We start from the raw sequence: 12,798 nt of genomic DNA on the forward strand, positions 1-12,798 counted from the left end.
CTACTTATCAAAAATACTTCTAATACAGTCGCGTACCATAAACCTTGCTGGGTTTACTGCTTGGCATAAATCGTTGTTAAGCGGTAAAGGTTCATGGGTTAGCGTGCTCACCAATAACTCGGCCATCAACGGCGCCGTAGTGAGTCCGCGAGAGCCTAAACAACACAAAGTGCTTACTGGCGTTGCAGGTAAAGTGTCAGCAGTATACAAAGGCTTACCTAAAGATAAACCAACGTATTGAGATTTAAGTGCTGAAAAATTCGTTAGCATGCCAGATACCGGTTGGTGATCGGGCGAGCCCAATCGTGTGGAAGCTCTTGCTACCCCATCATGTTCAAGCTGTTGTACCACGTTCGTATTCGCCATAGCTTGCTGGTGGGTTTGCAGGTTTTGTTCGCTCTCCTGCGCTCGAACTTCTGTGGTGAGGTCGTTTTTAATGTAGGTAGAACCTAGTGCATGTCTGTTGTTGAGGGCAGGGGTCATATACCCCTTATGGCATATCACGGTAGACAATGCGTCGATAGGCGTTTGAGTGGCAATGGCTTCTACTTGCCCTCGAACTGGCCGTAGCGGTAATGCGGAGAATGCTTTGCTGCCCACGGCGCCAGAACCTGTAGCTAAAATGAGATGATCAGCATGCAAGGTTTTCTTAAGCATAGCATCGGCATGCTTTGTGGAATTTTCCGCGGTTTTACTGATATCGAATTCTATTGCAAGGTTATTGACTTGATCTAATGCACCTTCTGTTGCCACTTCGCTATTTTCTGTCTCTAGGGTATGCGAAACATACTCATGATTAGAAAGTAAGGTAACGGTAGCGTACTGTTTAGCGTGTTCGATTAATGCATGCACTAAGTCAGGCGGAGATATCCAGCCCCCTTGTTCTATCAACAAGCCATCATAGGGCAGTGGTATATTAGCTTTTTTCGATAGAGCTTCAGGGCCTATCGGCTTAATTAATGCCTCTGGCCAGACACCGTTTTCTATCAATTTTTTCTGTCGAACGGCTACTTTTTCATTAAAGTTAAGCTGCGCTACCCCGCAAAAATTATAGGCAACCGATGGCTTTGGGTGTCTAGTTTCAGGCATAGTTTCAGGCGAATCATCTTTTTCATCTAGCAAGTTGTGATAGATATGCGAGGCATATAAAAAGCTATGCGCCTGAATTCTACTGGCAATACTTGCTTCGGAGTGAAGTTGAGGGAAAAAGCCGCCTTGAGGGTTCCCAGATGCACCAGTTGCTAAGGTATCTTGGTCGTGACAAATGGTAACGTTAATGCCACGTTTAGCCAAAGCCAGTGTTACCGTTGCTGCTGCAAGGCCACTGCCAACGACGACAACATAACTATCGGGTGTAATCGCAGCTTGATTATAACGATAATAAGGGCCTTCGAATGCGCGCTTTTCTAACTCAGAAGGTGCGGACTGCGTTTCATAAACACCTACCAACATATCCCGCTTTCTGCCAAAGCCTTTTCGTTTCGATACAGTAAAGCCAGCTGAAGCCAAACCACGCTTTACAAAGCCTGCAGCCGTGAAAGTCGCAAACGTTGTACTTACTTTTGACAACCGAGCCATTTGTTCAAATAAGGTATCGGCCCACATATCTGGGTTTTTGCTAGGAGCAAAGCCATCTAAGAACCAGGCGTCTATCAGCCCTGTTGTAGGGCAGTGCCACTGAGGTAATAAATCGTGTACATCCCCAATCCACAAATCTAAGGTGGTTGAAAATTCATCGAAATGCCGCCTGTGGCAACCATCTAAAGCAATAGGGTAGTGTTTACTTAAGGCGGTTGCTTCTTGTTGTAAAGCAGGAAACGCCAGTAACGCCTTCTCCATATCGGCTTTTGGAAGGGGAAACTTTTCCGTACTTAAGAAAAATAACTGTTTAAGCGGATGGTTGGGATTAGCGTGCCTAAAAGCGTTAAACGCTTGCATGGCGACAAGAAAGTTAAGCCCTGTTCCAAAGCCAGTTTCAGCAATGACGAAGCTGGCCTGAGTATGTGCTTGCCAGCGCTCAATAATATCGTTACCACCCATAAATACATATTGGGTTTCGTTTATGCCACTGTCGTTGGAAAAATAAACGTCGCCAAAGTGATCAGCGACGGGTGTGCCATTTTCATTGAAATGCACGCTTGCTTGTTGAGATTTCACCGGTGTTGTTTAACTCTTTGTGCTTTTGATAACAAATTATTCAGAGACTATCCGATTACGGCCTTGTTCTTTTGCTTGATATAGCCGTTCATCAGCTGCTTTGTAAATTTGAGAAAGTTCATTGCCACTTTCTGGCCAATGAGCCACTCCAATGCTTACGGTCATTGTGGATGGAAAGCCTTCCGCACTTATTGTGTGTTCTACACAATGCCTCAAGCGCTCTGCAATCCCGTGGGCCTGAGTGGGCGTAACAGCAGGTATAAGTAGGCAAAACTCTTCACCGCCAAACCGAAAGGCCCAATCATTTCTACGGCGCATGCTGTTAATAATACGCGAAACTTCAACTAGCACCGCATCGCCAACGTCATGACCAAATTCGTCATTCACTTTTTTAAAATGGTCTAAGTCTACCAATATCATAGAGACCGATTTTTGTTTCTCGGGCAAACTATCACACAACATGTCGAATATAGAGCCAAGCAGTAAGCGGTTATTCAGCCCAGTAAGCGGGTCTAAAGACGCCATTTCTTGCAACCGCTTAACAGTTTGAGCACGTTTTTGTTCATAGGTATAAGAAAGTGCCCAAATTGCCGTAAGGGTTAGTGCAATATTGATGATAGCTATAGTAGGTACATCGTCGCTTTGCATCACGTGCCTAGTTGTCAAAATACCGCAGCCAGACAGTACATACACCACGGAATATAATGTGCCTAACCTTGTGCCAAGTAGCAAATAGGATAATACCGGAACAATAAATAACCAGCTGTATAAGGCGGAACTAAATGAAGCGGTAAAAATACCAATTAAGATAACGGTATATAGCGCGAATAAAAAGACTGAAGACCATAGTGCTAAATTGGGTGTCTTTTTATGAATGGCCAAGATACCAACAGATAAAAAGACGACGAGTAGTTCTATCATCGCAAAAACTTTGTGACCTACAATCCAATTGTTGATGGTAAAAGTGATACCTGCAACGATGATAACTATTAATACTACTCGTAACACGGTGCGTCTGTATTCGAGTTCGTTGCCCCAAAAATTGGAAGTGGCCATGTAAACTTTATTCCTTACGGTGTTGCTTTAGCGCCGTGACAATTGAGCACGTTCAATGTGTACTGGGGGGCGTTCTTTGTGCGCAATATTAACTGAATTTATTTAAAGTGTTTATCTTAATTGTTAATGATAGGCGAATAAGGGAAAAGTTCTTCTTAGTTTTCCTAAACTTTAAAAAGCGCTGTTAAAAAATCTATGAATGAGTGCAGCTAAATTAAAGCATTTAAATAAAAAAAATCTAATAAATTTACAATTACCTTAAGCTGAATGGGCTAAAAACATCTTATAGGTTTAGTGAAGCTTTTGTGAACTTGGTATTTTCTTCTAGTATTTGAGTGTGGCTTTCATGCTACATTAGTTCCCGCAATTCACGTGGCACGATAATAATTAAAGCAAATGCACATAGATGCGGTTAGCGAGGGAATGCACGTGTGCCCATGGTCTAGTTAGGCAGAGCAGACCACTTTACCAATCAAAATCGTTACCATAGCCGCATCAACGCAAAGGGTAAACTATGAGAAGAGCAGTTATCACCGGTCTTGGAATTGTTTCAAGCATCGGCGTCAATAAACAAGATGTACTTGCTTCATTGAAAGCAGGTAAGTCAGGTATTACACACTCTGAGCAGTTCGCTGAGATGGGCTTAAGAAGCCAAGTGTGGGGTAATATCGATATCGATCTTAAAGAGCACATCGACCGCAAGGCAATGCGCTTTATGGGTGATGCAGCCGCTTATGCTTATGTTGCTATGCAACAAGCAATTGAAGACTCAGGCTTAGAAGACAGCGATATTTCTAACGACCGCACTGGCATTATTGCTGGCTCTGGCGGTGCGTCTTCTGAAAACCAAGTGCTTTCGGCAGATATTCTGCGTGAAAAAGGCGTTAAGCGAGTAGGGCCATACATGGTGCCTCGTTGTATGGCGTCTACGGTTTCAGCATGCCTTGCCACACCGTTTAAAATTCGCGGTGTGAACTACTCAATCGCATCTGCGTGTGCTACCAGTGCTCATTGTATTGGCAACGCTATGGAGCTTATTCAACTAGGCAAGCAAGATGTTGTGTTTGCAGGTGGCGGTGAAGAACTACACTGGGCACTATCAAGTCAGTTTGATGCTATGGGCGCACTAAGTTCTAAATATAACGACAACCCTTCAGTAGCATCACGTACTTATGATGCAGCGCGCGATGGTTTTGTTAGCTCTGGCGGCGGTGGTATGGTTGTAGTTGAAGAACTTGAGCATGCATTGGCCCGTGGCGCAAAAATTTACGGTGAAGTGGTGGGTTACGGCGCAACATCTGATGGCTTCGATATGGTAGCTCCATCTGGTGAAGGCGCAATCCGTTGTATGAAAATGGCCATGCAAAATGTATCTGCACCCATCGACTACTTGAACACCCACGGAACGTCAACACCTGTAGGTGATGTAAAAGAACTGGCGGCTATTCAAGAAGTGTTTGGTCAGTCTGGTGTACCAATTAGTGCAACAAAATCACTAACGGGTCATGCTTTAGGAGCTGCTGGTGTTAACGAAGCTATTTATAGCTTGTTAATGATGGAAAATAACTTCATTTCCCCGTCAATTAACATCGACACCTTAGACGATGCAGCCGCTGGTCTCGACATAGTTACACAAGCACGTGAAGCAACGTTGAACACGGTTATGTCGAATAGCTTTGGTTTTGGCGGCACTAACGCAACGTTGGTGATGCAGCGCTACCAAGGTTAAACGCTATAGATTCACTGGTTTGTATTTGAAGCGGCAATCAGCTTCAAAACAAACAAGATACTCAGGCTAGGTAACAGCAGCCGGCGTTTTAATCGTTCATATTAAGGGCTCGATGACGGTAATTTAGTTTACTGTTATCGGGCCTTTTTGATCACAGAGCGTATTTTCCTATCCGCAATTAAATAAGCATCAGTGCGTCACACTCACTCTTTATCTTTTAAAAGCGCAAACAGAGCACTTGGGCGACTAATCGTTATTTTCCCGTAGTGTAAATGCAGTAGCCCTTGGGTTTGCAAGTCCCCTAAGAGTTGATTCACCGTTTGTCGGCTGCTATTTATCATTTGCGCTAAAGACTCTTGCGACAAGGTTAACGTAATTGCACTGTCTTGGGGTAAGTGCTGACCATAGCTGGTGGTTAGCATAAGTAAGCGCTTTACTAGCTGGTGCTGTAGGTTAAGCCCAGCACTAGAATCTATAAATTGAAATGCACTTCTTACTCTTGAGCAAAGCAAACGCGCGAAATGAGGGTAGAGCTCGGGGTGTGCCGCTAAAGCCGCATTAAAAGCTGCTTTTGGTATAACCGCAATAACGGTATCGATTTCACACACACTGTTGTGAGTTCGGGGTAAGTCGTCAAACAAAGATATTTCACCAAACCACGTACCTGGGCCAAGTAGTGCAAACAGCATTTCTTTGCCGTTTTCACCAATATTCATTACCCGCAGGCGGCCTTCGCACACGCCATAAAAGCCAATACCTTCTTCGCCCTTAGCATGCAATTGTTGCCCAGCCTTTAACTGGCGAATACGAACCTTATCGAGCAAGGCACTTTGCAAATGGGCAGGTAAAGATTTAAACCACATAGAGCTGGTTAAAACGGTAGCGTATTGTTGATTTAACATTTTCATTACAGTGTCGTTTATCCGACAGTTTAGCGTGTAATTTAAGCGTAAGGTAGCAAAAAATGTAGGAGATCTATGATGAATTCAGAAGTAAAAGCACAAGTAAGCGAGCAAGAGTGGCAAACTCGTGTGGATTTAGCCGCTTGTTATCGCGCGGTGGCCATGTATGGCTGGGACGATTTGATATTTACCCATATTTCAGCCAGGGTGCCAGGGCCCGAGCATCATTTCTTAATAAACCCATACGGCATGATGTTTGATGAAGTAACTGCATCAAGTTTGGTGAAGGTAGATTTGCATGGCAACAAAGTCATGGAAAGCGAGTACGACATAAATCCAGCGGGTTTCACTATTCACAGCGCCGTGCATGAAGCCAGAGACAATGCAAAATGCGTTATGCACTTGCATACCACCGAAGGGGTAGCGCTTTCCGTATTAGAGGAAGGCTTACAAGCCTATTCACAGCAGTCATTGTTTCCATTAGCTTCTTTGTCTTATCATGCCTATGAAGGTGTTGCGTTAAATCCCGACGAAAAAGCGCGCTTGGTGCGTGACTTAGGCGACACGCAATTTATGATATTGCGCAATCACGGTCTGCTTACCTGTGCTGACAATATCCCTGATGCGTTTTTGTTTATGTTCATTTTTCAAAGAGCCTGTGAAATACAACTTAAAGCACAAGCTACAGGGCAGAAACTCATTCCAATCCACTCCGCTATTTTGCAAGGCATTCGAGCGCAAGCTTCCGAGGTAACGAAACAAGCAGGTGGAACCCTTGCGTGGCCTGGAATTAAACGTAGGGTAGCCCGCCGTTTTCCCGGTTTTGATAACTGAGCTATACAGTTTAGACGGGAAAGCTGGCCATTTAAGCTGTTGCGAGACTAAAAAGCTGTACTGAATCATGGTGCTCAAGGTTACTAATCCATAAGATTAAGGTAAACTTAGCGCCATGAAAATACTATTTGAAGACACTATTCCTCTAGGCCGTGAATACTTAAGTGGCTTAGGCGACGTTAGCAGTTATGCGTGGCAAACGCTGACCCCAGAAGATATCAAAAATGTCGATGTCATGGCGGTGCGTTCCACGACCAAAGTTAATCAAGACTTGCTTAGCCAAGCGTCGCAATTAAAGTTCGTTACCACTGCCACTTCTGGCACCAATCATATGGATAAAAGCTGGCTAGATAGTCAGGGTATCAGCTGGAATTCAGCGGGCGGCTGTAATGCAGTTGCGGTAGCAGAATATGTGTTAAGTGCAGTTTTGCTGGCTGAACGCGCTGGCAAATTAGATACAAACGCCATTACTATCGGAATTGTGGGGGCAGGGCATGTTGGTACAGCCTTGGCGAAACGTTTAGATGCGTTAAATATCCACTATAAGCTTTGCGATCCCCCTTTACGTGCGTCGGGCGACCCTCGAGCCTTTGTCGATTTTGACGAAATCATTGGGTGCGATGTGATTACCCTACACGTGCCTTTTGTGAAGTCAGGTACTCATTCCACGGGCAAGCTAATTAATGCGAATGTACTTGAACAATTAAAAGGTAATCAGTTGCTTATCAATGCCTGTCGCGGGGAAGTGGTCGATGAGCAAGCGTTGTTAACGCGATTAAACCAAGCTAACCCACCCACGGTCGTGTTAGATGTGTTCGAAAACGAACCCGCCATTAACCTTGAACTAACCAAGCATTGTTGGCTAATGACACCGCATATAGCAGGGCATTCAGTAGAAGGGAAAGTGCGCGGAACCCAATACGTGTATGAGCAAATTTCTGCTTTACTTGGCAAGCCGAGCACTAAAACCTTAGACGAGTGTTTACCCGCCATTGAACCCATCAAGGTAGATTTAGCATCACCTTCATCCTTAGGTTTATTAAAACAAGATTTGATAGGATTAATGTTGCAAGTTTATAACGTGGATATCGACGATAACGCGTTTCGTCTAGCATTACGTGATGTATTGCTAATGCAACAAACTGAAAGTGCGAATAGTGAAGAAATTGCTGCCAGCATCAGTCACACCTTTGCTACTATGCGCAAAAGCTACCGAGTTCGACGGGAATGCAGTGCTTATACGCTTATTTTACCTAGAGATACGTCGGATGAAATTAAACAGCAATTGAAAGGGTTAGGTTTTTCATTGCAAGCCTAGCTTGCCAGCCTAATACCTTCTATTTTTAAGAATCACCCATTACAGGAGAAACAACACTTATGTCTCAAGCCTTTGACGTTGCCGTATTAGGCGCGACCGGTCTAGTAGGGCAAACCATGATAGAACTATTGGCAGAGCGCGGCTTTCCAGTAAATCGTTTATATCCACTAGCCAGCAAACGTTCAGCGGGAACCAGTATTACCTTCAAGGGCGAAGACGTAGAAGTGTTGGATGCAGATACTTTCGATTGGTCGTTGGTTCAATTTGGTTTCTTTTCTGCAGGCGGCAGCATCTCTGCTGAATTTGCGCCTCGAGCAGCTGATGCAGGATGTATTGTTATCGATAATACCTCTGAGTTTAGATATGAGCCGGATATTCCGTTAGTCGTACCTGAAGTTAACGCTCATGTACTGGCTGACTTTCGTAACCGCAATATTATTGCCAATCCCAACTGTTCTACTATTCAAATGATGGTAGCGCTCAAGCCAATTCATGATGCTGTGGGTATTGATCGTATTAACGTAAGTACTTATCAGTCGGTGTCAGGTGCAGGAAAAGAGGCGATGGAAGAGTTGGTAAAACAAACCGCTAGCCTTTTAAATGCGCGTGAACTTGAAACAAAAGCTTTTAGCCGTCAAATCGCGTTTAACGTTATTCCTCAAATTGATGCGTTTCAAGACAACGACTACACCAAAGAAGAAATGAAAATGGTGTGGGAAACCCAAAAAATAATGGGCGATGACAGTATTTTAGTTAACGCGACAGCGGTAAGAGTACCTGTGTTTTACGGCCACGGGGAAGCAATTCATTTAGAAACCCGTGCTCCAATAGATGCAGAACAGGTAAAACAGTTACTCGCTGATGCACCGGGCGTAAAAGTTTACGATGCTGCCGATCAGTTCCCAACCCAAGTTAGCAGTGCCAGTGGTAATGATATGGTGCACGTTGGTCGCATCAGAAACGATATCACGCACCCTTGTGGGCTTAACTTATGGGTAGTGTCAGATAATATTCGTAAAGGTGCAGCAACTAACAGTATTCAAATCGCAGAAACCTTAATTCGCGATTACCTGTAAGTATAATCTGTATAGTTTAGGCCTTGAAGATAGGCCTTGTCAGGTTGATTTTGCCGAGTAAGTAAATATTTTGCTTACTCGGCCGATAAGCTGTTATATCGATATTCAACAAATAGATACCGAAAACCGAATGGCTAACTAGATTGCCTTTCATAACTGGTTTATAGTTTCCTAAGCCAGATTAAAATGCTACCGACCATTTTGCTAAATTAATTAACCGGTAAGCAGTAAAAATATCTGTATTGATAGGGCATTTCATTCGTGCGCAGGCGCTATCAAATGATAAGAATAAAGGCTGTACCCGTTTGTTGCACCTAGGTGTTGATAAATAGAGGTTTAGCTACGAATCTCCGCCAAGACACAGGGCGGTGTAGACGCTTGAGGGCATATAGGATTGCTATGAAATTGCATTTGACGGGCTTAGTTTTACTTACGTTATGTTTGCTAGCCCCCCACAACAATGTCGATGCACAGGAACGCGCTACCCTGCTAAAAGGGCCCAAGAACGCGACCAGTCAATATTCTGGATTAGAATATGGCCCCATTGATTCTCAAGATACCCTTTGGCGAATAGCTGAGCGTTATCGTCAAAATAATAACCTGTCTGTTTATCAGGTTATGACCGCTATTTATGAACTCAACCCGAATGCTTTCGAACAACAGAATTTAAATCTACTGGTTGATGGAGCTGTTCTTAAGCTTCCTTCCGAGCGCTTTATTTCCCGTATAGATGCTAGCCAAGCACAAACGCGAGCAGAAGGTGATGAGCGCAGGTTTGCTGAATTATTAAATCAGCCCGGTAGTAGTGTACGCAATATAAAGCCGCCAGCACCTTTAGTTAATCAAAATGATTTAAGTCAAACTCAGTCCAACATAGAACAAAAAATAACTCGTCTCGACCAAGAGCAAACCCGACAGTTTGACGAACTTCGGATGCAATTTGCCGCGTCTTTAGAAAACGTTGAAGCCTTGCTGAATGAAAATCGCAAACTGTACGACCGAGTAGATGAAGTGAATGGCGAACTTCAAGAGCTTCGTAATCAGGTTGAAGGTGATGTTAAAACACAAATAGACACCCAAGTGGCGCTACAGCAAGAATTGCTCGACATGATGAAAGCCGAGCAAATGGCGCGAGAAACCGAAAAGCAAAAATCGATGTGGAGTTCGCTTTCAAGCCCCATGTTGCTCATTATCAGCTCGGGCATTCTTACCTTACTGTTAGTGGGCGGGCTGATTTTCTGGTTGCTAAAACGCAAGCCGTCAGAACCCGCTGAGGCTCCTGAAATAATAGAAGCTACTGATGATGTGCCTGTACCTGATACTGACATGGCTGATTTGGCAAGTGCCTTAGAACCTGATCTTGGCGACAGTATGGAGTTAAGCGATGACGATTTGTTTAACGACGACGACTTGCTGGACGATGTACTGACTTCTGAGTTGGAAGAAAGTCTTGATGATGATTTAGAAACGTTCGGCGACCTCGATGATGACATGTTGGTGCCGGATGATGACAGTGACGACCTATTTGAATCGGGCAACGACGAGCTTGACCAGAATGAACTAGATAGCTTGTTCGATGACGATGACTTGTCTGACAAACTTAGTGAAGATGAAAATAGCAGCCTAGAAGGTTTCGACCTTTCTGGTGACGATGATGATCTTACTAACTTTGACGAAGATTCGGATGCCTTAGACGAAACCCCAGATTTAGAAGAAACGCCTGAAACTGAAGTCGAGGATGATGGCGACTTTGATATAGATGATATTTTAGATGGCGCAATGGCGGATGTTGCCGCGAGTGAAACGCAGGATGAAACTGTAGACGATAATCTCGACGAAGCACTGACAGAAACGAACGACGCTGAAGAAGAAATCGCGACACTACCTAGCGTAGATGATGACGACGAAACTCCCGAAATTAGTATTGACGACTTGCTAGAACAAAACGCGCCTGAGCCTAGCTTAATTGATGAACTCGATAGCAAAGATGATCTTATTAATGAAGAGATGATTGAAAAGCTAGATGATGAAATTAATCAGCAAGATCAAGATCTCAATCGTATTACAGACGATTTGCTTAGTGAAATAGAGCAAATTGAGATGATGGGCGGCTTAGATGATAGTGATGAAGATAGCGATACAGCGAATGACGACGATGATATTGAACCTGTCGCGTCTGCACCTTCGCCTCAAGGAATTCAAAGCCTTGACAGTATTACCGACGATTTAGATGAAATTGATATTGAAGACACGGAAAGTGCGAATGACTTTTCCGACCCATTGTCTGATGACTTGATTGCTGAATTGCAAGCTGAAAGCGAAGAAGAGCTGGGCTTCAACGAAAATGAACTCAATGACATTGATGACATTGATGAACTTGATGATAGCAGCGAAGAAAATGAATCACTAGATGATGACTTTTCTGACCCGCTTACCGATGACCTACTTGCTGAGCTAGAAGCTGACATTGAATCAAATGATGACGAAGTAGAGCCAGCGGCATCTGACGCAAATAGCGATGTTGAAGAAACAAGTGACTTCGACGACCCACTTACCGATGACTTGCTAGCAGAATTGGAAGCGGGAATTGATGCTGAAGAAGACGATTCATCAGCTAATGATTCTGATGCTAATTTGAATCCCGACAGCTTTGATGAAACAGGCCTTGATGAAACAGATTTTGATGATCCGCTGACCGATGACCTGCTCGCTGAGTTAGGGGCTGATTTAGAAGCTGAAGAAGATGCTGACAGTGAATTGGTCGAAGACAAAAGCCCGGAAGATGAGTTAGCCGATGAATTGCTTGCAGAACTTGAAGCAGATGTCGAAGACGGTAATGAGCCTGATACTGAGATAGTTACTGATTCAGCTACTGAAGCTGAGAGTGAAACAAACGAATCGCCATTAGAAGAATCGCTTACACCTGAAGAGCTATTGGAAGACGAAGATACACTTACTGATGATTCACAAGCCGATGTAGCAGAGTTAGCAGATTCAGAACCCGAAGAGTCCGAGCCGCTAGAATCAGAGTTGGTAGACCCAGAACCTTTAGAAGCCGATCCTTTAGAAACTGAAACTGTAGAAACAGAGCTTGAGGCTGAAACCAACGAACAAGATATAGATGATGACGCTAACGAAACCGAAACGTTAGATGAAGAGCCGCTTGTTGAAGAGGAGGCTGATTCTGCTCAAGATGATTCAATTCAAGAGCCTTTAACAGAAGAACCCTCAGCAGAAGAGTCTTCAGCAGATGAACTCCTGGCAGAAGAGCACTTGGCAGAAGAGCTTTCAACTCAAGAGCCTTTAACTCAGGAGCTTAGCCAGACTGATTCGGTAGAATCTGAAGCAATTGAGAATACTGACGACGAAGATATTGCTGCAGAAAGCGACGATCCGCTTAACGATGAATTACTTGCAGAACTTGATGCTGATATTGAACCAGGTCAAGAGGTTGCCTCTGACGATCCTATTCCTGAGGACTCTCATTCTGATGATTCTCAATCAGCTGAGTCTAATACTGAAGCGCTTCCTTCTGAAGAAAGTGATTTAGAAGATATTTTTGACAATGAATCTGAAGCATTAGAGCCTGCTGCCGAAGCCGAAGCCGAAGCCGAAGCCGAAGCCGAAGCCGAAGCCGAAGCCGAAGCCGAAGCCGAAGCCGATGCCGAAGCCGAATCAGAAGCAGCTGCCGAAGCGGGGGGGGCGGGGGCGGGGGGGGGGGGGGGG

Annotated in this window: 8 protein-coding genes; 5 read left to right on the forward strand and 3 right to left on the reverse strand. The window is 44.3% G+C overall.

From position 1 onward, the window contains the following. Together mnmC and Q4561_RS16745 are read right to left on the reverse strand one after the other, a co-directional pair. Entirely contained in the window at positions 1-2,157 is a 2,157-nt protein-coding gene (gene mnmC, locus Q4561_RS16740) for a bifunctional tRNA (5-methylaminomethyl-2-thiouridine)(34)-methyltransferase MnmD/FAD-dependent 5-carboxymethylaminomethyl-2-thiouridine(34) oxidoreductase MnmC (RefSeq protein WP_303462204.1), read from the reverse strand. A gap of 36 nt (positions 2,158-2,193) precedes the next feature. Continuing rightward, positions 2,194-3,213 (reverse strand): GGDEF domain-containing protein, encoded by a 1,020-nt coding sequence (locus Q4561_RS16745; RefSeq protein WP_303462206.1) that lies wholly within the window; start codon positions 3,211-3,213, stop codon positions 2,194-2,196. A 514-nt stretch (positions 3,214-3,727) separates the two neighbouring features. Here Q4561_RS16745 and fabB point away from each other — a divergent pair. Then, the gene (gene fabB / locus Q4561_RS16750; RefSeq protein WP_303462208.1) at positions 3,728-4,942 is read left to right on the forward strand and encodes a beta-ketoacyl-ACP synthase I; all 1,215 of its coding nucleotides are present in this window, start codon (positions 3,728-3,730) and stop codon (positions 4,940-4,942) included. Between the two features lie 203 nt (positions 4,943-5,145). Here the strand turns inward: fabB and Q4561_RS16755 are convergent, their stop codons facing one another. Then, complete coding sequence (locus Q4561_RS16755) at positions 5,146-5,850, reverse strand: Crp/Fnr family transcriptional regulator (protein WP_303462210.1); 705 nt, start codon at positions 5,848-5,850, stop codon at positions 5,146-5,148. A 72-nt stretch (positions 5,851-5,922) separates the two neighbouring features. On the opposite strand from Q4561_RS16755, the gene Q4561_RS16760 reads away from it, so the two are divergent. From Q4561_RS16760 to Q4561_RS16775, 4 genes are all read left to right on the forward strand, one after another. Then, entirely contained in the window at positions 5,923-6,678 is a 756-nt protein-coding gene (locus tag Q4561_RS16760; protein WP_303462217.1) for a class II aldolase/adducin family protein, read from the forward strand. 115 nt (positions 6,679-6,793) lie between these two features. Next, positions 6,794-7,996 carry a 4-phosphoerythronate dehydrogenase gene (locus Q4561_RS16765; RefSeq protein ID WP_303462211.1) on the forward strand — a complete coding sequence of 401 codons (1,203 nt, stop codon included), beginning with the start codon at positions 6,794-6,796 and terminating at the stop codon, positions 7,994-7,996. A 59-nt stretch (positions 7,997-8,055) separates the two neighbouring features. Next, positions 8,056-9,072, forward strand: a complete 1,017-nt coding sequence (locus Q4561_RS16770) for an aspartate-semialdehyde dehydrogenase (RefSeq protein ID WP_303462212.1) — start codon at positions 8,056-8,058, stop codon at positions 9,070-9,072. Between the two features lie 399 nt (positions 9,073-9,471). Then, the coding region (locus Q4561_RS16775) for a FimV/HubP family polar landmark protein (RefSeq protein WP_303462213.1) at positions 9,472-12,798 on the forward strand (3,327 nt) is incomplete at its 3' end.

This window comes from Alteromonas sp. 1_MG-2023 (genome assembly GCF_030547075.1).
Taxonomy (GTDB): Bacteria; Pseudomonadota; Gammaproteobacteria; order Enterobacterales; family Alteromonadaceae; genus Alteromonas.

Bases quoted from the DNA above. Each gene is read 5' to 3' on its own strand.
- Q4561_RS16755 (WP_303462210.1), bottom strand. From the start codon at position 5,850: ATGAAAATGTTAAATCAACAATACGCTACCGTTTTAACCAGCTCTATG.
- Q4561_RS16760 (WP_303462217.1), top strand. From the start codon at position 5,923: ATGAATTCAGAAGTAAAAGCACAAGTAAGCGAGCAAGAGTGGCAAACT.
- Q4561_RS16765 (WP_303462211.1), top strand. From the start codon at position 6,794: ATGAAAATACTATTTGAAGACACTATTCCTCTAGGCCGTGAATACTTA.
- Q4561_RS16770 (WP_303462212.1), top strand. From the start codon at position 8,056: ATGTCTCAAGCCTTTGACGTTGCCGTATTAGGCGCGACCGGTCTAGTA.
- fabB (WP_303462208.1), top strand. From the start codon at position 3,728: ATGAGAAGAGCAGTTATCACCGGTCTTGGAATTGTTTCAAGCATCGGC.
- Q4561_RS16745 (WP_303462206.1), bottom strand. From the start codon at position 3,213: ATGGCCACTTCCAATTTTTGGGGCAACGAACTCGAATACAGACGCACC.